The organism is Marinomonas profundi (genome assembly GCF_020694005.1).
Classification (GTDB): domain Bacteria; phylum Pseudomonadota; class Gammaproteobacteria; order Pseudomonadales; family Marinomonadaceae; genus Marinomonas; species Marinomonas profundi.
Genome location: NZ_CP073013.1, coordinates 2,420,494 through 2,442,390, shown reverse-complemented (window position 1 = coordinate 2,442,390; position 21,897 = coordinate 2,420,494). Strand labels below are relative to the sequence as shown.

The window sequence follows — 21,897 nt, the reverse complement described above, 5'->3', positions numbered from 1 at the left end:
CTTATCAACCTCCGACCCCAGCAGCACCTAACCCAATACTGAGATGACTAACCAGATGTTATAAGCCGCAAAAGCCGCGATTAATACCCCGCCTTCAAGCCGATTAATACGCCCTTCTCGACCAAAGCCATAAGCCATTGCAAATAACATAATGGTCATACCCAGCATCACTAACCAATCTCGATTAAATACTTCCGGCGCCATGGAGCGAATCGGTTCAATAATACCCGCAATCCCAACCACGGCGAGAATGTTAAACATATTTGAACCGACGATATTGCCAATCGCAAGATCATGCTCGCCTTTACGCGCCGCGATCACCGACGCCGCCAGCTCTGGCAGTGAAGTACCCAGTGCAATAATGGTTAAACCAATAATCAAATTACTAATACCTAGCGTTTGGGCAATACTAACCGCCCCCCAAACTAAGATCCGAGAACTGATAATCAGCAAGATCAAGCCCACAACAAGCCAAAAAACCGCCTTACCCACCGTCATTTGATGAGCAACAAGCGCCTGCTCGGTTTCCACGCCTAAATTGTCGCCTTTGGCTTTTAGAGCGGAAAAAACACTCCATACAACCAAGGCCAGAAAACCAACCAACAAAATAATGGCTTCGATAAAGCTAAAAGCCCCATCCCAAAGCAAACCACCCAATAGCAAACAAATCAGCAACAGTAATGGCAGCTCCTTACGCACAATACTGGAATTCACTGTAATAGGCGCAATTAAGGCCGTAATCCCCAGTATCAAACCAATATTGACAATATTAGAGCCTAAGGCATTACCCATCGCCAAATCCGGCTTCCCATCGATAGCCGCCATGGCTGAGACCACCATTTCAGGCGCCGACGTACCAAAGCCCACCACTACCATGCCTATTAACAAAGACGGCATGCCAAAATGCTTCGCCGTGGCGGCGGCCCCATCGACAAACCTATCCGCACTCCAAACCAGCAAAACAAAACCACACACAATAGCAAGCAGTGCAAGTGTCATACTATTTCCCCCCACATTATTCAGTGTCAAACACGCTGTCAGACGGCCAATTCTCAACCACCTTATCGAAGACAATACTAAATTTTTTTTGTCCAGCCGCCTACGCCGTTAAAAAATATTTTTTAACGTTAGCCGAGACAGTATCAGGTAAAAATAAAGCCTTGTTTGATAAAGGATTTGTTTTTACCGCAGACTAGAAAACATGTTACTTTTATCGTCATATTTTCGCGTTTTAAGGATATCCCGTGCACAACCAAGTCGCCGACCTTATTGAAACCCTCATCCAGGATGAGCATTCACCCGAATCCATCAACAAGGCAATATCAGCATTAACGCCAGATGATGTAGCACTCGCACTCGAATCCATCCCGCTTGCTCAGCGAAGACAGGCGTGGGCTAATATTAAGCAAGCCAATCGACTGGATATTTTGGTTGAAATGCGTGGCGAGTCTCGTCAGTTACTCTTAAAGGGGCTGGACGATACAGAAATTGAAAACTTGTTCGCCGATGTCGACGCGGAAGACCTGCTTGAAATAACAGACTCCCTACCAGACCGTCTAGTCGACATTGCGCTTAAACAAATGGACAACAAGCAGCGTGAATATTACCAACAAGGTATTGTTTACGATGACGACCTTGTCGGCCGCTGGATCGATCATGAACTATTAATTGCCTCGCAATCGATTCGGGTATCAGAAGCGTTAAGATTGCTTAAAAAGAACATACCGGACTACACCGACATGGTGTATCTGGTCAATAGAACAGGCCGCTGGGTGGGTTGCGTCAAATTCGACCAACTGTTTAAAGCCCAAGATCATGAGCCTGTTTCGAATTTAATCGATGAAGAATGTTCTTTTATTCACGCCGATACAGAGCTAACAAAAGCCGCCGAACAATTAGAACGCTCCGCCCTATCTGCGCTCCCAGTGGTGGATGATAATCACATTTTATTAGGCCGCTTTCATGCCGGATTGGCCATGGAAACCTGGCGTTTAGAACACGAAGCTCAGCAAATGTCGACGGCGGGCTTAAATGAAGAGTCAGACTTGTTTGCGCCGGTAAAACGCAGTGCAGCGACTCGTGGCATCTGGCTTGGCATCAATTTATTAACGGCGTTTTTAGCCTCGGCGTTTATCGGTTTATTTGAAGCCACATTACAACAAGTGGTTGCGTTAGCCGTATTAATGCCCGTTGTTGCCTCTATGGGCGGCATTGCCGGCAGTCAAACGCTTACCTTGATTGTTCGCGGTCTGGCCCTTGGGCAAATCACCCGCAGCAACTTAAAATCGTTATTATCCAAAGAGTTAAAAGTCGGGGGATTAAACGGCATATTATGGGCGATTGTGATTGGCGTGGTCACACTGTGGTGGTTTGAAAGCCCAATGCTGGGTGCAGTGATAGGCTTGGCGATTATCGTTAACATTTTTATGGCCGCGCTTTCCGGTGTATTAATCCCTGTGATACTGGATAAATTACGCATTGATCCGGCGTTATCTGGCTCCGTTATTTTAACCACGGTCACGGATATCGCGGGGTTTGTCGCCTTTCTGGGATTAGGTACATTATTACTGTTATAAGATTACTACTATAAGGTTATGGCTCAAGACACAGTCACGACTGTCCTAGTAAAATGGCATTCACCCTCAACATAAACAGATAGAGAAACACAATGACTTGGGAAACAATAACCTGGGAAACGATGCAAGTATATTTGGGCCTTGGGGACACAAAAATGCACTGGGTCGTTCGGGTATTTTTGGTTGTACTCAGTACGCTAGTGGTTAACTTCGTTGCCACTCGTATTATAACGCGTATTGACAAGCAATTAGAGCGCACCAAAACGCCTTGGGACAATGTCCTGATTCATGCGGCTCAAAAACCCGTCGGGGTAGCTATATGGCTCATTGGGTTAAGTGTCGCGGCGGAAATATCAGGCACTGAAATGGACCCAGGCCTTACTTCGCTTATTCAGTCTATCCGCGAAATCGGTGTCGTCGTTATTCTCACCTGGTTTATTTTACGCTGCATTTCTGAAAGTGAAAAAACCCTAACCCACTCAGATAAATTAAAAACCCATGTGGATCACACCACCGCCAGCGCGATCAGCAAATTATTACGCGCATCGGTGATCATCACCTCCGTATTGGTCATTTTACAGACCTTGGGCTACAGTATTTCTGGCGTATTAGCGTTTGGTGGTATTGGTGGCATTGCGGTCGGCTTTGCCGCAAAAGACTTACTGGCCAATTTCTTTGGTGGCTTAATGGTGTATTTAGATAGACCCTTTGCGATTGGCGATTGGATTCGCTCGCCAGATCAAAATATTGAAGGCACGGTTGAACACATAGGTTGGCGACAAACCAGAATTCGCACCTTTGAAAAGCGCCCTTTGTATGTGCCGAACTCAACTTTTTCGCTTATTTCGGTGGAAAACCCGTCACGCATGACGCACCGCCGCATCAACGAAACTATTGGCGTTCGTTATGGTGATTTCAGTCTTTTACCCACCATTTTGGCCGATATTAAAGAGATGATTGCCAACCATGAAGACCTTGATACCAATCAAACTTACATGGTGAACTTCAACCAATTTGGCCCTTCGTCTTTGGATTTCTTTATTTACGCCTACACCAAAACCGTCGATTGGCGAACCTTTCACAACGTCAAACAAGACGTTTTGTTTCAAGCCATGCAGATTATTGAGTCGCACGGCGCAGAAGTGGCCTTCCCAACTCACACCATTCACATGGCGAAAGACATGCCGCCCGAACCGGCACAAGCGCCAGCACAATAAACAGGTCAAAAAAATGCCAAGTGATCCACTTGGCATTTTACTTTTTCTGTTCCTGTTTTATTGCTCACGAACCTACATCAGCAACTCGGCCAAATCATCAATAATCGCATCCGCACCTAGCGCGGTTAAATCGACACCTTGATGATAACCATACGTCACCAAAGCACATTTAAATCCTGCGTTGTTGGCCGCGTTAAAATCGGTAATGGAATCCCCTATCATCAAGCATTTTTCCGGCAAGGCGTCTATCGACTCACTGCAATGCAACAAGGGCATAGCTGAGGGTTTTTTCTCTTCTAGAGTGTCGCCACCCAGCAACCAACCGAACTGTTCCGTTAGTTCAAAATGATCCAACATGGGTTTCACAAACACGCTTGGCTTATTGGTAATCAGTGCAACTGGCACACCATGGTGCTTAAAGGCTTTTAACAAGGCCTTCACATTGGGGTAAAGTGTCGTGCCATCGGTTAAATGGCGATGATAATGGGTCAGAAAAATGCGATAGGCTTCTTCATGCTGAGCCGCATCAATATCCGCCCACGCTAAGGCTTGCTCAATCAACTTGGCCGAGCCAAAACCAACCCAACCACGAACGCGATCTTCTCCGGCTAATGGCGCGCCAAGCTCGGTTAAGAAGGCATCAACGGCACCCGCAATATCAGGCACACTGTCGACTAGCGTCCCATCAAGATCCAAACACACCAGCTCCGGCCAACCATCAAACCACGCTGAAAAATAGCTCGGTGTTTTCATTAACGTACACTCGCCAATGCTTTGCGCATCGCATCAATCACCGCTTTGTAATCTGCTTTACCGAAAATAGCAGAGCCGGCAACAAAGGTATCCGCACCAGCGCGGGCGATGTCGGCGATATTTTTTTCACTCACACCACCATCCACTTCAAGACGAATATCGTAGCCGCTCGCCTCAATCAGAGCTCGCGCTTCGCGCAATTTGTCTAATGTGCCCGGAATGAAAGATTGCCCGCCAAAACCTGGGTTAACCGACATCAGCAACACCATGTCGATTTTATCCATGACATATTTTAAATGCTCAAGAGACGTCGCAGGGTTGAATACTAAGCCCGCTTTACAGCCACCATCTCGAATCATTTGTAAGGAGCGATCAAGGTGCTCGCTGGCTTCTGGATGAAAGGTAATAATAGACGCACCCGCTTCAATAAAATCGCCAATCATACGATCAACGGGCTTTACCATCAGGTGCACATCAATATCAGCTGTGACACCATGTTTGCGCAATGCTTTACAGACCATAGGGCCAATCGTTAAATTAGGAACGTAATGATTGTCCATCACATCAAAGTGTATGATATCGGCTCCGGCCGCCAACACATTATCAACCTCTTCGCCTAAACGAGCAAAATCGGCAGAAAGGATCGAAGGGGCAATGATAAAATCATTCATATCTGACTCCAGCAGTGACACAATAAAGGTCTCATAGTGAAAATGTAGACCGCATTTTAACAAGGCCTTTTTAAAAAGTATTGAAACAATGAAGAAATTTACTGCGCTGCCCCACGTTATCATGGCCTTGCTGGTATTAAGTGCCAATCCCACTCTCTGGGCAGAAGAGCCGCAAGTAACGCCAAACAACAATACCGCCCCAGCGCAACCGACGCGGCCAGAAGACGCTAAAGAATACCTTATTCCCAAACCTCAAGAGTCTCGTATCGAGGCGCTAACCACCTCTTTAGCCATAAGACGCCTAGACCATGAAATCCTTACATTAGAAGCCGATGGCGAGCCTTTCCTTACCCTTTACAAACCGTCCATGACAAGCTCAACACAAGGCTGCGTCATTCTGTTAGCGGGGGACAACGAACACCCAGACTGGCCAGACGCCATCGCGCCACTCCGCAACGATCTCCCCCAATACAGTTGGTGCACTTTATCGGTTGAAGTACCTGACATCATCAAACGCGGCCAGCCCGTTAGCACAGCAAGTATTGAAGAAAACAACCAAACAAACGCTGAGTTGCCAAATCAAGCCATGGTCTTTGCTCGAATACAAGCCGCGATGAGCCATGCCCAAAGTAACGATGTCGAGCAGTTCGTGCTGCTCGGCGATAACACTGGCGCCAGTTACGCACTGGGCTTTGTTGTTGCAAATCCCACTGCTGGGACAGCATTGGCTCTGATCAATATAGAAGCACCCGCCAAGATGAGCCATTACGCTCTCGCCCAAAAAATTCGCCACGTCACGCAACCGACACTCGACTATTATGTTAACCACAATGCCAGCAGCAACCAGTTTGCGCGGTGGCGTAAACAAGCCGCCAATCAAAGAACACAACAAAGCGGCGATTACACACAACTGGACGCCATGCCCGATCGCGTCACTGGAAAAGACAGCAAGCAACAGCTGATCCAAAGAGTGCGCGGTTTTTTAAAACAAAACACCCTTCAAGTAAACCAACAGAAGACATTGCCTAAGGTAAAAAAAGGGCTTTTCTATGAAAGCCCCGTCAACCATTAACCTGTAAACCCTAGCAAGCACATTATTTGCGGGCATTTTTTACCATTTCATAGGCCGCTTGAATTTCTTGCGTGCGCTCTTTCGCCAGTTCAATCATTTCATCTGGCAAGCCTTTTGAACTTAATTTATCAGGATGATGCTGACTCATTAGGCGACGATAGGCTTTTTTGATATCGGCATCTGACATGTCTGATGTAACGCCAAGCGCTTCATAGGCCGCTTTCAATAAATCTTTCGAGCCCATTCCATTAGAAGAAGATTGATAACCTTGGCTGAAGTGCGCCTGCTGTTTAACTTGAATGTGCAGCGCTTCAAATTCCGCTACCGACACACCAAGATGAGCACACACTTGGGAGACAAAGGATTTTTCTTCCAGACTAAAATGGCCATCGGCATACGCCGACACCAGTAACACTTCCAACAAAGTACGCGTCAAATCGCCCGCACCAACCACTTGTTTAAAGTTATTCAACACCGCTGAAAGGTCAAAATTATCAGATTTGCCTTCATTAAAAAGCTGCTTGGCTTGCTCTTGAGCCGCAGGGGACAATCTTAAGCGCTGCATCACAGACTCCGCTAACTGAATTTCAGCCGCCGTTACCTGTCCATCCGCTTTCGCTAAACGCCCCATTAAAAGAAATAAGGTACGAAAAAAAGTCTCCTGTTGTAATCGTACATTCGCGCGCCCAGCAATACTGCTAAAGCCGCCGCCAGCCTGCGCTCTGTCTATAACACCGCCAACAAAAAAGCCCAGTAATCCACCTACAAAACCAGCCAAAATATAACCCAAAATGGCGCAAACAATTTTCCACATAAAGATATTTCTCCAGAATCGGTAGCCCCTATAGGCCTGCTTAGATTATCATTTGTGTCACAACATGGACCCGCTCATGGGCAGAATCCGATTTCGGACAATAACTTTTGGTAATAAGTATACCCTGCATGGCTAAGCATTTACGCACCTACGCCTTATTTTTTCACAGTCTTTTCATCGTGCCATTCGCTCAAGCACAAGTAGACCAATGGGATTGGGCGCCCAGAGAATCGTTGACATCCGAACAACAGAGTCAACTCAATCAATATTGTCAGGGAAGTTACGTCAGTAGCTGGCAGGCAACCAATGCCACAAGCACCAACCTTGCAGCGGACCTGATCGTACGGGATAAGAACGGCGTGATTCATTTACAAGGGGCGGCTGAGGTCATACAACCCCAGTCCACGCTATCCGCTGACAGCATAGAAGGCATCCCCAATGAATACTACCGCGCGACGGGCAACGTTACTCTGCGCAGTGAAAACCAGCTTATTCGTAGTTCAAATGGCTACATCGCCAACAACGATACGGCACCAACAGAATTCAACCAGGCTAAATTTCTGAGTCATCAAAGCGGCGCACGGGGCGAAGCCGCATTACTATCACGCCGCCAAGATGGCGTGGTGTTTATTGAAGAGGGCTTTTTTACCACCTGCGAACCCAATGAAGAAAGCTGGAAGCTCTATGGCAGTGCCATAAAACTGGACACAAAAAGCGGCTTTGGTACGGCAAAACATGTTCAAATTCGCATTGCAGACCTACCCGTTTTCTACTTTCCTTGGCTACGATTCCCGCTCAATAACACTCGCCAAACGGGCTTTTTATTCCCAAGCTTTGGCTACTCAGGAACAGACGGACTGAGTTTTTCCGCGCCATTTTACTGGAACATAGCGCCCAACTACGACGCCACTATCACACCACAGTTTATTCAAGAAAAAGGCGCCGGTGTCGATATCGAATTTCGTCACTTAAGCCCTTATGGTGAAACGATTTACGAGCAATCGAGCTTTTCCGATAACGATGAGGGTGAACAAACCCTGCTCAAATTGACCACAGCACAATCCTTTAATCGGTACGTTAGCGCTGGCTTCTTATTGGAAGACAACCCCACTAGCGACAAATACCCAGAAGCGAACAGCACTTCCATTGGCGAGAAAGACCACTATCAACGCAGTGTCTATATTAATGTTAATAGCGGCAATTTTCTGAACAAAGTCACATACTTGACTTACCAAACACCCGATAGGGCAATCGACCAACCCTTCGAATGGCTGCCTCGTATCGACAGCTCCTATCGCTTAGCAACCTCATTACTAGACTATCGTATTGATGTGCAATACACCGACTTCTATGACCCAGCGGAAGACAACTTCGACGGTCAGCGTATTGCCTTAAATCAAGATGTCAGTTTAAATTTCAGCAACGCGTGGGGAAGTCTCACTCCTGGGGTGCTAACCCAGTATCGTGACTATAATCTGCACGACTACACCACCGATGCCGATCACGCAGCTTCGGTTGGCAACCTAAGTGGTTACCTTGACTCATCATTAGTATTAGAACGTCGCGTGGATATCAATAAGGGCGTATGGCGCCAGACGCTTGAGCCTCGTCTAAATTACCTGTACGTACCTTATGAAGATCAAGACGCGATTCCAGATTTTGACGCCAGCCACTCAACCATGACCTACTCACAAGCCTTTAGCCATAAACGCTTCAATGGTAACGACCGCATCGGCGACACGGAACAAGTCTCTTTTGGACTAGAAAGTCGCCTCTATGATGAAAACAATAATGAAAGATGGGCCTTTAAAGCAGGCCAAGTCTTCTATTTAGCAGACCGTTATGTTGGTATTAGTGGCGACACTGACGACAATAGCGCCATTGACAACGCAAAGCGAAGTGACCTACTCACCTCCGCCAACTACAATGGCAATCGCTACAGCCTAACCGGTAATGTAAACTACAACCTTGATAACGATGAGGTAAACTTGGCACAATTAGTCACCACACTCGAACCCGTGGATGACGTCAAAATCAACCTAAGCTATTTGTACTCGATCAACAATATCGACCCAGATGACGATGCGAAACAAGCCAGTATTGGTAGCATTTTTCCACTCAACCAAAACTGGTCAATGTTTACACAATATACTTATGACTTTTTAAGAGAAGACGCCAGCAAAGAAATCGCGGGGTTCGGTTATGAAAACTGCTGCATCAAGGTGTCATTAAGTTATCAACATTGGCTAAACGACGATAACGAATTTGATCGGGGCGTCTTTTTACAATTTATTTTACGTAGTTTAAGCACTGCAGGGCGCGCTAGTAACGCAGCCAACATTGCCGATAGCTATTGGAACCAAGGAAAAGTTGGATATTAATCATGAAGTTGTTTTCTTTTTTCTCTTTCATTTTATTTGCATCACTACCGCTGCAAACACTGCACGCTGAATCAATAAAGATTGACGGCATTTCAGCCATTGTCGACTCAAAACCGATTTTAGAAAGTGACATTCAAAATCGCTTTCAAATAGTCAAAGAGCGAGTGCCGGGCGGCATCATGACGGACAATATACACCGTCAAATACTCAATCAAATGATTGAAGAAGCGCTACAGGTTAATTACGCCAAAAAAATCGGCATGAGAGCGTCCAGTTCAGACGTAGACAACGCCATCCTTGGGGTGGCAAAAAACATGAATGTGGATCTGCAAGGCTTAAAAACCATTCTTGCCAGCAAAGGCATCAATTACGCTCGCTATCGCCAACAAATTGAGCAAGAAATCCTCATCAACAACATCAAGCAAGAAACCGTGAAGAGACGTATCGTCATTTCAGATCAAGAAATAAATGACTACCTAAGTTCTGACACCAGCATCACCAAAGAAAAGGAACAGGCTCACCTGCGCCACATATTGGTACGAGCCAGCAACGCCGAACAAGCTGAGAAAAAAATCGAAGCCATCGCACAAAAAATTAACACCGAAGATGACTTTATCCAGCAAGCACTCGAAAACTCCGACGGTCAATTTGCCATCGAAGGCGGAGATTTAGGCTGGCGCCCACTAAACCAACTACCACCGCTGTTTGTTCGCGCCCTTGAAACTGACAAAGGCCCACTTATTGGTCCATTACAAAGCAATGCTGGCTTCCATTTACTTTGGTTGATTGAAAAACGCTCGCCGAATGTCACCTTGCAACAACAAACCAAAGCACGACACATTCTGGTTCGTCCCAATGAAATTCGTAACCTAGAACAAACAAAAACACTGGCCGACGACCTTTATAAAAAACTCCAAAGCGGCGCCGATTTTACGCAACTGGCCAAAGAGCAAAGTGAAGACCAAGGCTCAACACTCCAAGGCGGGGATTTAGGCTGGGTCACGCCAGGTACCATGGTGCCAGAATTCGAAACCATGATGGATCAGACCCGTGTTGGTGATATCAGCGCCCCTTTTCGCACGCAATTTGGCTGGCACATTTTACAGGTAGAAGGACGTCGGGAAGCCGATATCAGCGATAAAGTGAAACGCAGCAACGCCGAGCGCGCCTTAACCGCCCAAAAACAAGACGTTGTGCTTGGCAATTGGCTTGATGAGTTACGCGCTGACGCCTTCATTGATATTAAAGAGTAAGACAAAACCATGGCCAATAAGACGGCAGAACCCCTTCCCATTATTGCCATCACCTCCGGTGAGCCGGCTGGTATCGGTCCGGATATTATTTTAAGCGCCCTAAACGAGCAGGTCTTTCCGGCTCGTTTAGTGGTCTTAGCAGACCCCCAGCTGCTCATAGACAGGGCCAATATTCTAGGATTAAAACCCCAGATATCATGCCTTGCAAAGCCAAGTGATGCGATGGCTCATCAGGCCGGTGTTATTCAGGTTGTCCCTATTCTGCAAGCGAAAAAAACAACCGCGGGCGTTCTCGATCTTGCCAATGCACCCTATGTCTTAAAAACCCTAAAACAAGCCGGTGAAGGATGCTTACGTGGCGACTTCGACGCCATTGTTACCCCGCCCGTCCACAAAGGCATTCTGTGTGAAACAGGCGTGCATTTTTCTGGCCACACCGAGTTTTTCCAAGCCCAATGCCAATCGCCGCATGTGGTTATGATGCTCGCCACAGAAGCGATGAAAGTGGCATTAGTCACCACACATCTGCCATTAAAAGAGATCTCAGCGGCGATTACCGAAGAAAGCATCAGCCTTGTCGCCAAAGCACTAAACAAAGACTTACAAGAAAAATTTGGCATTGCACAACCCAAAATCTTAGTCTGTGGGCTCAACCCACACGCTGGCGAAGACGGCCACCTTGGCCGAGAAGAAATAGACATTATTATTCCGACTCTCAACAAACTTCGCCAACAAGGTTTAGATTTAATCGGCCCACTGCCCGCCGATACACTGTTTACTCCTAAATATTTAAACCATGCGGATTGCGTCCTAGCCATGTATCACGATCAGGGCTTACCTGTGCTAAAATATTCAGGTTTTGGTAATGCCGTCAATATCACCTTGGGCTTACCCATTATTCGAACATCCGTCGACCACGGCACAGCCATCGATTTGGCTGGCTCAGGCAAAGCAAACAACGGCAGCCTTAACGTGGCCATTCAACATGCCATTAATATGGCAAATAACGCGAAAAAGTTTTCTAAATGAGCAAATCACAACCCCATAAAGCCAGAAAAAGATTCGGCCAAAATTTCCTTCATGACCACGGTGTTATTCGTCGCATCGTAGCCTGTATTGGCCCCAAAAAAGGTCAACGTATTGTTGAGATTGGTCCAGGTAAAGGCGCCTTAACCGAAGGCATTATCAGTGTCACTGAGCGCATGGACGTGGTTGAGCTTGACCGTGATCTTATTCCAATTCTAAAAGTGAACCTGTTTCGTTTTCCTGAGCTGACAGTTCACGAAGCCGATGCCATGAAGTTTGACTTCACGTCACTGTGCACAGAAACACAAAACATTCGCGTAGTGGGCAATCTACCTTACAATATTTCGACGCCCCTTATTTTCCATCTTTTAAGCCAAGCAAGCGCCATTGAAGACATGCACTTCATGTTGCAAAAAGAAGTCGTGGATCGATTAGCGGCGCGTCCGGGTGACAGCTTATACGGTCGTCTAAGTGTCATGGCGCAATACTATTGCGCCGTTGAATCCTTGTTTATCGTCGGGCCAGAATCCTTCGATCCGGCACCGAAAGTCGATTCCGCTATTGTTAGAATGACGCCGCACAAAACACTTCCACATCCTGTTGACGACATTAAAAAACTAGAAGACATGGTCAGAATTGGCTTTCAACAACGTCGAAAAACCCTACGTAATAACTACAAAGGCGTATTAGACAATGATGATTTCGCGGCCTTGGACATTGACCCAACGCTACGCCCTGAAAGATTGGATGTAGAAGACTTCGTTCGAATCACCAACTACGTCCTCAAAAAGGAAGGCTAAATGCAAAAGTATGACGTCGTGGTTTCTGTTCGTACAGAATATCTAGCAAAGCAATCCACACCCGCAGAATCCCGCTATGTGTTTGTTTACCATATCTCTATCACCAACTGCGGAACAGAACCTGCCAAACTTCAAACCCGCCACTGGATCATCACCGATGGCAACGAGCAAGTACAAGAAGTAAAAGGCAGCGGCGTTATTGGGGAATACCCGCATTTAGGGCCTGGAGAATCCTTCCATTACAGCAGCGGCACCGTGATGGACACCGTCGTTGGTAGCATGCAAGGCAGTTATCAATTTCTGGCGGACGACGGCACTGAATTCAACGCGCCGATCCGCCCTTTCACACTCTCTGTCCCCAATCAGGTTCACTGAGGTATTTATGGCAACGTATGCGATTGGCGACCTACAAGGTTGCCTCTCACCCTTAGTGCAGCTGTTAGAACAAATTCAATACCACCCAGAACACGACACCCTTTGGTTTGCTGGTGATCTCATCAATCGCGGGACAGAGTCCTTGGAAACACTGCGTTTTATTAAGTCATTAGGCGATAGAGTCAAGATAGTACTGGGCAATCATGACTTGCATCTTTTGGCGGTTTCTCATGGCTTTGGCAAGCTAAAACGCGGCGACACGCTGGCCGAAATTTTGACCGCAAGAGACCGTGACGAATTAATGGACTGGCTGCGCAAACAGCCACTTTACCACTACGACGAATCACTCAATACCGTCATGACACACGCAGGCATTCCGCCTTGCTGGGACCTGCACAAGACACAAACCTTGGCGAATGAAGTGGAAAACATCCTTCAGTCTGACCGTGTTGATGATTTTTTTGCCACCATGTATGGTAATACTCCAGATAAATGGAGCGACGAGCTAACGGGCTTAGATCGCCTTCGAACCATCACAAACTACTTAACACGCATGCGATTCTGCGATGAAAACAGTCGGCTAGACCTGGAGTCAAAAGAAGGCGTAAACACCGCCATAAAAGGCTACGCCCCTTGGTTTAACTACCCAACAAAAGTACCGCACGATTGCCATATCGTTTTTGGTCACTGGGCGGCATTGGAAGGAAAAACCCAGCAAGCACGCATCCATGCACTGGATACAGGGTGCGTTTGGGGAGGAAGCCTAACCGCCTTACGCTTAGAAGATAAACAGCGCTTTAGTACACCTTGCACACTTAACCGGAAGAAGACATGACTTTTACCTGCATTGACATATCAGACGCGTTACCAATCATTGAAAATGATGCCGTGGTTGTGGATATTCGCGACTTAACTAGCTTTCAGAACAGCCATATGACGAATGCCATTCGCCTAACCAACGACAACCTACAAGACTTTATTGATCGCACAGAAAAAAGCCAACCTGTCATTGTTTGCTGCTATCACGGCAACAGCAGTAAAGGCGCAGCAGAATACCTTGCGTCACAAGGCTTCAGCTATGTCTATTCATTAAACGGCGGCTTTAGCCAATGGAGCGCCATGTTTCCAGAGCAGTGCGAAACAGGCCAATAACACCATGTCAGCATATCAAACCTATCTGGTGGGCGGAGCGGTAAGGGACGCCCTACTCGGTTTACCCGTCATTGATCACGACTGGGTCGTGACTGGGGCGACACCAGAACAACTTGAGCAACAAGGCTACCAACAAGTCGGCAAACAATTTCCCGTCTTTCTACACCCCAAAAGCAGAGAAGAGTACGCCCTTGCCCGCAAAGAAAAAAAACAAGGTGAAGGCTACACTGGGTTTATTTGTGATTTCTCCCCCGATATTCGCCTAGAAGAAGATTTAGAACGGCGAGACCTCACCATCAACGCCATTGCACAAGATGGAAATGGCTGTCTTGTCGACCCTTTTCATGGTCAACAAGATTTACTCAGCCGCGTATTTCGTCATGTCTCGGATGCCTTTGTCGAAGATCCGTTACGCGTACTGCGCGTGGCTCGTTTTGCGGCTCGCTTCCATGAGTTTGACTTCAGCATCGCACCCGAAACCTTGTCTTTAATGCAAACCATTAGCGCCTCCGGCGAGCTGTCCACATTAAGCGCAGAACGTATTTGGAAAGAGCTCGAAAAAGCCCTCAACACTCGCCATGCGGATGTTTTCTTTTCGACATTAAAAAAAGCCAATGCCTTAAACACGCTCTTCCCAGGGTTTGTTTGGATAGAAAACCAAGCCAATATAGACGTTCTAAAACAGGCCGAACTCACCCCCGCCCAACGCTGGGCCATCCTCTGCCAACATACGCCACTGGCTGAGCTCGCATCGCTACACCAACATATACGCAGCCCAAAACAATTCAAGACACTGGCTGAGCAAGCGCGAGGATTTCTAGAAAACCAACAGATTCCAATGCATGCAACACAATGGGAAAACTGGCTAGCATCGGTCAACGCCATCAAAAAACCACAACCCTTTGTGTTATTGATTGAGGTTTTAACACGGCTTACCAACAGCACAAGTGAAGACTGGCTGTTACTCCGAGATACCATTGCCAGCATCAATGCAGCAAGCCTAATAAAGCAAGGCTTAACTGGCCCTGAGCTTGGTCAGGCACTCAAAAAGAAACGCGCCGATGCCCTCGATAACACGCCATCACCACTTATTTGTTCACCCTTTTAGTCATCAAAAATACGCTTATTTAGACAACGCCTCTGGGCTCCCGCTTTCGCGGGAATAACAAAGCTGGATAGCTAGATTTTAGTTATTTACGCAGCAAGCGGCGGGGATTTACTCTAAGAGATTAATGCGTAACCGCCGATTGTCGGTGGATTTTCACTCCAACCGCCTGAGCTGCTGCCACTGCGCCAGGCTTACGCAGGGTTAAGGTAACGGCATTCAATTTAAATTGCCCTATCAACTCCCCCACCAAATGCTCCGCCAAGGTTTCAATTAATTCAAATTGACGCTCGGCACAAAAAGCTAAGATATAGTTCGAGATCGCTTCATAGTCTAGGGTTTTGGCAAGATCATCCGTCTGTGCTGGAACGCGGTTATCGTGCTCCATTTCCAAATCAAACACCAAGTCTTGCCAAATCTTTTTCTCCCACTCATAAACCCCAATCACGGCTTGGGTTTTTAGCCCCTCAATAAACACTAAGTCTTTCATCTTAAGATTCCTTCAACGGTGGCAACTCAGACAAGGGCCAACGGGCACGGATCGACAAACTCAATTCAGAAGATTGGCCATTTACTAAGCGTTGAGCGCCCGCATAGGCAATCATCGCACCGTTATCGGTACAAAACTCTGGTCGCGCATAAAACACACTGGCGCTGATTTTTTTCAACTGGCTTTCAAGCTGTTCACGTAAACGCTGATTGGCGCTCACACCACCGGCGATAATCAACCGCTTCAAACCTTCCGCTTCTAACGCGCGGCGACACTTAATCACCAAGGTATCCACCACTGCGGTTTCAAATGCCAACGCCGCATCGGCTTTAAACTGTTCATCACAGCGATCGTCATCTAGCGCATTATGAACCGCCGTCAAAAACGCCGTTTTCAAACCACTAAAACTAAAATCTAAACCGGGCCGATCTGTCATCGGTCGAGGAAATTTCAACCCTGACTTGGGATTACCTTGTTTTGCTAACGCCGCAATATAGGGCCCACCGGGATAAGGCAAACCAATCATTTTAGCCGCTTTATCAAAGGCCTCGCCCGCTGCATCATCAAGGGATTGACCTAACAGACGATATTCACCAATACCATCCACACGAACCAATTGGGTATGGCCACCAGACACCAGCAAAGCAATAAACGGCATTTCAGGTTGAGACTCTTCTAGCATTGGCGCCAAAAGATGCCCCTCCATATGATGCACGCCCAACGCCGGAATTCCCAAAGCATACGCCAGAGAACGACCAATCGTTGCCCCCGCCATTAAGGCCCCCACTAACCCCGGGCCGCTGGTATAGGCAATTCCATCCAATTGCGATTTTTTCATGCCCGCGGCTTGCAGCACTTCATCAATTAGCGGCAAGGTTTTGCGAACATGGTCGCGGGAAGCCAGTTCTGGCACCACACCGCCGTATTCGGCATGTTGAGCAATTTGAGAATAAATTTTGTGCGCCAACAGGCCATGCTCGGTATCGTAAATGGCAATCCCCGTCTCGTCACAAGAGGTTTCTAATCCCAATACTTTCATCAGAATAATCTCATCAATAATTTGAGCGCATTGTACCTTATCTACTGCAGCCATTGCAGAGTAAAGCGCCAATTCCTGAAGAACCAAACAAATGACATTAGACACAGCAAGGCAAAAGCATTATAATGCGCGCGTTTTAAATGTTTAAATTAAAAGGCAGGTGATTTTTCTCGTTTGGCACATAGCTTCCAATGTAAGCAAAATGGCGATCCAAACACCCTCTTAAAAAATGAATACCGTTACAGACGCGACAACAGTCTGTTCAGGGTTAGGCCTTATTAGCCTAGAAAAATCGATTCATCTTGGATCACACTCTGTTCAACAAAAGCGCGCTTTGAAAGCCCATTAAATACGGGTATGATTCACGCCGTTTTTGTGAATACTTAAACGTTAAAAAAATATTATTGAAGGTAAATACATGCCAGCTGTAAAAGTAAAAGATAACGAACCCTTTGACATCGCTCTACGTCGTTTCAAACGCTCTTGTGAAAAAGCAGGCGTTTTGGCTGAAGTTCGTCGTCGTGAATGCTACGAAAAACCCACTACTCTTCGCAAACGTGCTGCAGCCGCTGCTGTTAAACGCCACGCTAAGAAAGTTTCTCGCGAGCAGAAGAAATTCCAACGTTTGTACTAGGCCAATCTGCCGTTTTGGCACTTTGCTAGAAAACAAATGCTTGCCTAGACGTTTCTAACATTTAGGCTTATAAAAAACGGCTAGTTAAACAACTAGCCGTTTTTTTTGCTTACCCGAAAGTAAAGAGGACCCTATGTCAGACTTAAAAAAACACATCTCAGACACACTAAAAACCGCAATGCGTGCCAAAGAAAAGCAACGCGTTACCGTCATTCGCACCATCCTTTCTGAATGCAAAAAAATCGAAGTTGACGAACGCATTGAATTAGATGATGCTCGCGTCTTGGCTGTTTTGGATAAAATGACCAAACAGCGCAAAGATTCGTACCAACAATTTATCGATGGCGATCGTGAAGACCTGGCCAAAATAGAGCAAGAAGAAATGCTTATTTTGAGCGAATTTTTGCCAACCCCTTTGACTGACGATGAAGTCGGTGAGATTGTCAAAGCCGCCATCGCCGAAACGGGCGCTAACTCAATGCAGCAGATGGGAGCCGTAATGGCCATTGTTAAGCCGCAAGTCCAAGGCCGTGCCGACATGGCCGTGATCAGCAAACAAGTCAAAGCGCAATTAGGCTAATATCATGGCGGGGCGTATTCCTGATCAATTTATTGATGAACTTTTAGCTCGGACCGACCTAACCGATGTGGTTGCGTCTCGCATTAGCCTGAAAAAAACCGGACAAAATTACAGCGCCCTTTGTCCTTTTCACAATGAAAAAAGCCCGTCGTTTAGTTTAAATCCAAACAAACAGTTTTATTACTGCTTTGGCTGCGGCGCTGGCGGTAACGCCATTTCATTTGTGATGGAGCATGATCATTTAGACTTTGTCGACGCGATTGAAGCGCTCGCCAAAGACGCCGGTATGGAAGTCCCGAGAGAGCAAGGCGCACCAGACAGATACGAGCAAAACGCAGAATTACTAAAACGCCTGTCTGAAAGCTCGCAATTTTATCAGCAACAGTTAACTCAACACCCAGACAAGAAAAAAGCCACCGACTATTTATCCAAAGACCGTGGATTATCCGGCCAAATCGCCAAAGTATTTGGCATCGGCTACGCACCACCCGGATGGGACAATCTCCTCAAAAAAATCGGCACCCGCGCCGAAAGCCAAGAGCAACTTTTGCTTGGCGGTATGCTAATCGAGAAAAAAGATCAGCCAGGCCACTATTATGACCGTTTCCGTGATCGCATTATTTTCCCCATTCGAGACTCACGAGGCCGAGTCATTGCCTTTGGCGGACGCGCATTTGGTGACGAAAAGCCCAAATACTTAAATTCACCAGAAACGCCTGTTTTTCAAAAAAGCCAAGAGCTCTATGGCTTATTCGAAGCGAAGCAAAACACACCCGTGCTCGACCAAATCATTGTGGTCGAAGGCTATATGGACGTGATTGTACTGGCGCAACACGGCATCACCAATGCCGTCGCCACGCTCGGCACCTCAGTCAACAACCAACACATACGCAAGCTGTTTAAGCTGGTTAGCAAGGTCGTGCTTTGCTTTGATGGCGACAAGGCCGGTCGCGCCGCCGCCATACGCGGCTTAGAAGCCTCCCTTCCGGTTATGCAAGACGAAAAACAAGTGCGTTTTTTATTCTTACCAGAAGGCGAAGACCCCGATTCACTGGTCAGAAAAGAAGGCAAAGACGCCTTTCATCGCCGCCTAGAAGATGCCTCATCTTTATCGCATGTATTGTTTGACCATGCCCGAAATCAAGTCACGCTTGGCGACGAAGAAGGCGAAGCTCAATTTGCCCGCAATGCCATGGAAATGATCACGCAAATCCCCAAAGAGCTAACCTTTCGCTCGGTCTTAATTCGCCAACTAAGCGATCAATCCGGCATAGACAGCGAAACCCTAGGCAACACCGTTTTTAAGACCCGACGCCAACACACACCGACAGAAGGACATGAAGCAGAACCACCGCAACAGATCCAGCATTACGATGGCGATACGCCAGATTTAAGTCATTACGACTATGAACCATCCCACGGCCATTATGACGACCTCCACCACTACACAGATCATGCTGGCCCAGCCACTCAGCCAAAAACACAAGGCTCGTTCAAAAAGCCATTTAGTAAAAAACCTTTTTCTAAGGGTAAATTTTACAACGATGAACCGGCTTTACCGCCCGCCGCCCCTAGCCTCAGCCGAATAAAACAGGCCTCTTTGTGCCTTTTACTGCATCCGCACATAGCCCACGAAATAGAGCTACCCGACCCCATCATTAATCAAGCCAATGAAGAGCTACAAGTTTTTTGCAAAATATGGCGATATTTCGAAAAACACCCAAACAAAAACACCGGACACCTGCTGGGCGAAACGACAGATAAAATCATTATTGATTCTATTTACGCATTATTGAATCACAAAGATGCGATAACAAAGCAAAAAATAACCAACGCACAGCAGGAAGTGCTAGATACTGTCTTGGCATTAGAAAAAAATCTTGGTCTAAATAGCAGCATCGCACGGTTGAAAAGCAAAGGAAACGAATCCATAAAGGATAACAGCAGCAAGCAAGAACTACGGAATCTGATGGATTTAATTCGACAGAAAAAATCATAAAGATTGCTTAATTTTCGCCCACAAAAGAAAGGATTCGGTGGATAAAAGTGATTGATTTTGTTATAATCCGCGGCTTGCTAAACTCCCAAATGAATTTCTAACGATAGGTTGTCGAATGCCAGACACTCAACAGTCACGTCTCAAAGAGCTGATCACCAAGGGTAAAGAACAAGGTTACCTAACTTTTTCTGAAGTTAATGACCACCTCCCTGATGACCTTTCAGACCCGGAGCAAGTAGAAGAAATCATTGCCATGATCAACGACATGGGCATTACGGTTTCCGAAGTTGCACCCGATAAAGATAGCCTTCTTATGGAAGAAGGCGATGCGACAGATGAAGCCGCCGCTGAAGAAGCCGCCGCCGCTCTAGCCGCAGTAGAAGGGGACATTACTAGAACAACGGATCCTGTGCGCATGTACATGCGTGAAATGGGGACAGTTGAGCTACTGACTCGTGCCGGCGAAATTGCTATTGCAAAGCGCATCGAAGAAGGCACACGTGAAGTCATGGCGGCCATTTCTTACTTCCCTGGTGCCGTAGACGTATTGCTTAATGCCTACACCAAAGTACAGGAAGAAGAAGGTCGTCTGAGCGATATTTTTAGTGGTTTTATCGATGGCGATGGCGAAGAGCCTGTTTTTGAGGAAACCGTCACCGAAGAGCCGGTAATCGATGAAGATACCGCCGACAATGACGACGACGATGACGATTCAGAGACAACCGAAGAAGAAACCGATAACGGCCCTGACCCTGAAGAAACCGCATTGCGTTTCAATGACATCAAGCGCATCTACATCGAACTGAACACATTACTAGAAACCCGCGATCGCCAAGATCCTGTGGTTAAAAGTAAGCAGGAAGAATTAAGTATTAGCTTCGCACCGATCAAGCTTGTACCTAAACTGTTTGATGATCTGATCGACCGCGTCCGTTCTCGCATGGAAAAAGTGCGCGATCAAGAGCGCCTTATTATGCAAGTCTGCGTGCGTAAATCCGGCATGCCAAGAACCGAGTTTTTGAAGCGTTTCCCAAGCAATGAAACCAATCCAGATTGGCTTAAAGAGCAAATTGCTTCTGGTGCCGATTACGCGACCTCGCTGGAAGAAAACGAAGCGGAATTTATGCGCAGCCAGCGCAAACTTCGTGCCGTTGCAAAAGAAACAGGGCTAACGATCGCCGAACTTAAAGAAATCAATCGTCGCATTTCTATTGGTGAAACTCGTGCTCGTCGTGCGAAAAAAGAAATGGTCGAAGCCAACCTACGTTTGGTGATCTCTATTGCGAAGAAATACACCAACCGTGGTTTACAATTCTTAGACCTTATTCAAGAAGGCAATATCGGCCTAATGAAAGCGGTTGATAAATTTGAATACCGCCGCGGTTATAAGTTCTCGACTTACGCTACTTGGTGGATTCGTCAGGCAATCACGCGTTCGATTGCCGATCAGGCTCGCACTATCCGTATTCCAGTGCACATGATTGAAACGATTAACAAACTGAATCGTATCTCTCGTCAAATGCTGCAGGAAATGGGGCGCGAAGCAACGCCAGAAGAATTGGCCGCTCGCATGGACATGCCTGAAGACAAGATTCGTAAAGTATTGAAGATCGCTAAAGAACCTATCTCAATGGAAACCCCTATCGGTGACGACGAAGATTCTCACCTAGGCGACTTCATTGAAGACGATGGCGCTGAGTCACCGATTGATATCGCCACCATTGAAGGTTTGCGCGAGTCAACCACGCTGGTACTAGCTGGCCTAACAGCCCGTGAAGCCAAAGTGTTGCGCATGCGTTTCGGCATTGATATGAACACCGATCATACGCTTGAAGAAGTGGGTAAACAGTTTGACGTGACGCGTGAGCGTATTCGCCAAATTGAAGCCAAAGCACTGCGTAAACTACGCCATCCTAGCCGTTCCGAGCATCTAAGAAGCTTCTTGGACGACTAAAGTGTC

At 46.9% G+C, this 21,897-nt stretch carries 21 protein-coding genes; 15 read left to right on the top strand and 6 right to left on the bottom strand.

The window, feature by feature from the left end; translation table 11 throughout:
• Positions 1–27: 27 nt before the first annotated feature.
• Positions 28–999, bottom strand: coding sequence for a calcium/sodium antiporter (locus tag J8N69_RS11395; RefSeq protein ID WP_168824578.1), 972 nt, complete (start codon positions 997–999; stop codon positions 28–30).
• A 245-nt stretch (positions 1,000–1,244) separates the two neighbouring features.
• On the opposite strand from J8N69_RS11395, the gene J8N69_RS11390 reads away from it, so the two are divergent.
• Positions 1,245–2,576, top strand: coding sequence for a magnesium transporter (locus tag J8N69_RS11390; protein WP_168824579.1), 1,332 nt, complete (start codon positions 1,245–1,247; stop codon positions 2,574–2,576).
• A 155-nt stretch (positions 2,577–2,731) separates the two neighbouring features.
• The gene (locus J8N69_RS11385) at positions 2,732–3,793 is read left to right on the top strand and encodes a mechanosensitive ion channel family protein (RefSeq protein ID WP_227803877.1); all 1,062 of its coding nucleotides are present in this window, start codon (positions 2,732–2,734) and stop codon (positions 3,791–3,793) included.
• Between the two features lie 72 nt (positions 3,794–3,865).
• On the opposite strand, the gene J8N69_RS11380 is transcribed toward J8N69_RS11385, so the two are convergent.
• Both J8N69_RS11380 and rpe read right to left on the bottom strand, forming a co-directional pair.
• Positions 3,866–4,546, bottom strand: a complete 681-nt coding sequence (locus J8N69_RS11380) for a phosphoglycolate phosphatase (protein ID WP_168824581.1) — start codon at positions 4,544–4,546, stop codon at positions 3,866–3,868.
• The gene (rpe, locus tag J8N69_RS11375; protein ID WP_168824582.1) at positions 4,546–5,217 is read right to left on the bottom strand and encodes a ribulose-phosphate 3-epimerase; all 672 of its coding nucleotides are present in this window, start codon (positions 5,215–5,217) and stop codon (positions 4,546–4,548) included. Before rpe ends, J8N69_RS11380 begins: the two co-directional genes overlap by 1 nt.
• Positions 5,218–5,305: 88 nt before the next feature.
• Here rpe and J8N69_RS11370 point away from each other — a divergent pair, with 88 nt between their 5' ends.
• On the top strand, positions 5,306–6,289 hold the full coding sequence (locus J8N69_RS11370; RefSeq protein WP_168824583.1) for a DUF3530 family protein: 984 nt from the start codon (positions 5,306–5,308) through the stop codon (positions 6,287–6,289).
• A 22-nt stretch (positions 6,290–6,311) separates the two neighbouring features.
• Here J8N69_RS11370 and djlA read toward each other — a convergent pair whose 3' ends face one another.
• Positions 6,312–7,103, bottom strand: coding sequence for a co-chaperone DjlA (gene djlA / locus J8N69_RS11365; RefSeq protein WP_168824584.1), 792 nt, complete (start codon positions 7,101–7,103; stop codon positions 6,312–6,314).
• A 128-nt stretch (positions 7,104–7,231) separates the two neighbouring features.
• On the opposite strand from djlA, the gene J8N69_RS11360 reads away from it, so the two are divergent.
• Genes J8N69_RS11360 through J8N69_RS11325 form a run of 8 tightly spaced genes read left to right on the top strand, consistent with a single transcriptional unit; the run spans position 7,232 to position 15,198 of the window.
• The gene (locus J8N69_RS11360) at positions 7,232–9,484 is read left to right on the top strand and encodes an LPS-assembly protein LptD (RefSeq protein WP_168824585.1); all 2,253 of its coding nucleotides are present in this window, start codon (positions 7,232–7,234) and stop codon (positions 9,482–9,484) included.
• 2 nt (positions 9,485–9,486) lie between these two features.
• Positions 9,487–10,737: a peptidylprolyl isomerase gene (locus J8N69_RS11355; protein ID WP_168824586.1), complete on the top strand. Its 1,251-nt coding sequence runs from the start codon at positions 9,487–9,489 to the stop codon at positions 10,735–10,737.
• A gap of 9 nt (positions 10,738–10,746) precedes the next feature.
• Positions 10,747–11,766, top strand: a complete 1,020-nt coding sequence (gene pdxA, locus J8N69_RS11350) for a 4-hydroxythreonine-4-phosphate dehydrogenase PdxA (protein ID WP_168824587.1) — start codon at positions 10,747–10,749, stop codon at positions 11,764–11,766.
• Entirely contained in the window at positions 11,763–12,563 is an 801-nt protein-coding gene (gene rsmA / locus J8N69_RS11345; RefSeq protein WP_168824588.1) for a 16S rRNA (adenine(1518)-N(6)/adenine(1519)-N(6))-dimethyltransferase RsmA, read from the top strand. The genes pdxA and rsmA overlap by 4 nt, the downstream gene beginning before the upstream one ends.
• Positions 12,564–12,938, top strand: a complete 375-nt coding sequence (gene apaG / locus J8N69_RS11340) for a Co2+/Mg2+ efflux protein ApaG (RefSeq protein ID WP_168824589.1) — start codon at positions 12,564–12,566, stop codon at positions 12,936–12,938.
• 7 nt (positions 12,939–12,945) lie between these two features.
• Positions 12,946–13,773 (top strand): symmetrical bis(5'-nucleosyl)-tetraphosphatase, encoded by an 828-nt coding sequence (locus J8N69_RS11335; protein ID WP_168824591.1) that lies wholly within the window; start codon positions 12,946–12,948, stop codon positions 13,771–13,773.
• Positions 13,770–14,090, top strand: coding sequence for a thiosulfate sulfurtransferase GlpE (glpE, locus tag J8N69_RS11330; RefSeq protein WP_168824593.1), 321 nt, complete (start codon positions 13,770–13,772; stop codon positions 14,088–14,090). Before J8N69_RS11335 ends, glpE begins: the two co-directional genes overlap by 4 nt.
• 4 nt (positions 14,091–14,094) lie before the next feature.
• Positions 14,095–15,198, top strand: a complete 1,104-nt coding sequence (locus tag J8N69_RS11325; protein WP_168824595.1) for a tRNA nucleotidyltransferase — start codon at positions 14,095–14,097, stop codon at positions 15,196–15,198.
• A gap of 121 nt (positions 15,199–15,319) precedes the next feature.
• Here J8N69_RS11325 and folB read toward each other — a convergent pair whose 3' ends face one another.
• Together folB and tsaD are read right to left on the bottom strand one after the other, a co-directional pair.
• Entirely contained in the window at positions 15,320–15,685 is a 366-nt protein-coding gene (gene folB / locus J8N69_RS11320) for a dihydroneopterin aldolase (RefSeq protein ID WP_168824597.1), read from the bottom strand.
• Position 15,686: 1 nt separating this feature from the next.
• On the bottom strand, positions 15,687–16,724 hold the full coding sequence (gene tsaD / locus J8N69_RS11315) for a tRNA (adenosine(37)-N6)-threonylcarbamoyltransferase complex transferase subunit TsaD (protein ID WP_168824599.1): 1,038 nt from the start codon (positions 16,722–16,724) through the stop codon (positions 15,687–15,689).
• A 418-nt stretch (positions 16,725–17,142) separates the two neighbouring features.
• Here tsaD and rpsU point away from each other — a divergent pair, with 418 nt between their 5' ends.
• The 4 genes from rpsU (at position 17,143) to rpoD (ending at position 21,891) form a co-directional block, all read left to right on the top strand.
• Positions 17,143–17,358, top strand: a complete 216-nt coding sequence (gene rpsU / locus J8N69_RS11305) for a 30S ribosomal protein S21 (protein ID WP_009835737.1) — start codon at positions 17,143–17,145, stop codon at positions 17,356–17,358.
• Between the two features lie 133 nt (positions 17,359–17,491).
• Positions 17,492–17,938, top strand: coding sequence for a GatB/YqeY domain-containing protein (locus tag J8N69_RS11300; RefSeq protein WP_168824603.1), 447 nt, complete (start codon positions 17,492–17,494; stop codon positions 17,936–17,938).
• 4 nt (positions 17,939–17,942) lie between these two features.
• Positions 17,943–19,937, top strand: coding sequence for a DNA primase (dnaG, locus tag J8N69_RS11295; protein ID WP_168824605.1), 1,995 nt, complete (start codon positions 17,943–17,945; stop codon positions 19,935–19,937).
• A gap of 115 nt (positions 19,938–20,052) precedes the next feature.
• Complete coding sequence (gene rpoD, locus J8N69_RS11290; protein WP_168824607.1) at positions 20,053–21,891, top strand: RNA polymerase sigma factor RpoD; 1,839 nt, start codon at positions 20,053–20,055, stop codon at positions 21,889–21,891.
• Positions 21,892–21,897 lie beyond the last annotated feature (6 nt).

Coding starts and splice junctions, on each gene's coding strand:
- J8N69_RS11395 (WP_168824578.1), bottom strand. CDS start 999: ATGACACTTGCACTGCTTGCTATTGTGTGTGGTTTTGTTTTGCTGGTT.
- J8N69_RS11385 (WP_227803877.1), top strand. CDS start 2,732: ATGCACTGGGTCGTTCGGGTATTTTTGGTTGTACTCAGTACGCTAGTG.
- J8N69_RS11380 (WP_168824581.1), bottom strand. CDS start 4,546: ATGAAAACACCGAGCTATTTTTCAGCGTGGTTTGATGGTTGGCCGGAG.
- rpe (WP_168824582.1), bottom strand. CDS start 5,217: ATGAATGATTTTATCATTGCCCCTTCGATCCTTTCTGCCGATTTTGCT.
- J8N69_RS11370 (WP_168824583.1), top strand. CDS start 5,306: ATGAAGAAATTTACTGCGCTGCCCCACGTTATCATGGCCTTGCTGGTA.
- djlA (WP_168824584.1), bottom strand. CDS start 7,103: ATGTGGAAAATTGTTTGCGCCATTTTGGGTTATATTTTGGCTGGTTTT.
- J8N69_RS11360 (WP_168824585.1), top strand. CDS start 7,232: ATGGCTAAGCATTTACGCACCTACGCCTTATTTTTTCACAGTCTTTTC.
- J8N69_RS11355 (WP_168824586.1), top strand. CDS start 9,487: ATGAAGTTGTTTTCTTTTTTCTCTTTCATTTTATTTGCATCACTACCG.
- pdxA (WP_168824587.1), top strand. CDS start 10,747: ATGGCCAATAAGACGGCAGAACCCCTTCCCATTATTGCCATCACCTCC.
- rsmA (WP_168824588.1), top strand. CDS start 11,763: ATGAGCAAATCACAACCCCATAAAGCCAGAAAAAGATTCGGCCAAAAT.
- apaG (WP_168824589.1), top strand. CDS start 12,564: ATGCAAAAGTATGACGTCGTGGTTTCTGTTCGTACAGAATATCTAGCA.
- J8N69_RS11335 (WP_168824591.1), top strand. CDS start 12,946: ATGGCAACGTATGCGATTGGCGACCTACAAGGTTGCCTCTCACCCTTA.
- glpE (WP_168824593.1), top strand. CDS start 13,770: ATGACTTTTACCTGCATTGACATATCAGACGCGTTACCAATCATTGAA.
- J8N69_RS11325 (WP_168824595.1), top strand. CDS start 14,095: ATGTCAGCATATCAAACCTATCTGGTGGGCGGAGCGGTAAGGGACGCC.
- folB (WP_168824597.1), bottom strand. CDS start 15,685: ATGAAAGACTTAGTGTTTATTGAGGGGCTAAAAACCCAAGCCGTGATT.
- tsaD (WP_168824599.1), bottom strand. CDS start 16,724: ATGAAAGTATTGGGATTAGAAACCTCTTGTGACGAGACGGGGATTGCC.
- rpsU (WP_009835737.1), top strand. CDS start 17,143: ATGCCAGCTGTAAAAGTAAAAGATAACGAACCCTTTGACATCGCTCTA.
- J8N69_RS11300 (WP_168824603.1), top strand. CDS start 17,492: ATGTCAGACTTAAAAAAACACATCTCAGACACACTAAAAACCGCAATG.
- dnaG (WP_168824605.1), top strand. CDS start 17,943: ATGGCGGGGCGTATTCCTGATCAATTTATTGATGAACTTTTAGCTCGG.
- rpoD (WP_168824607.1), top strand. CDS start 20,053: ATGCCAGACACTCAACAGTCACGTCTCAAAGAGCTGATCACCAAGGGT.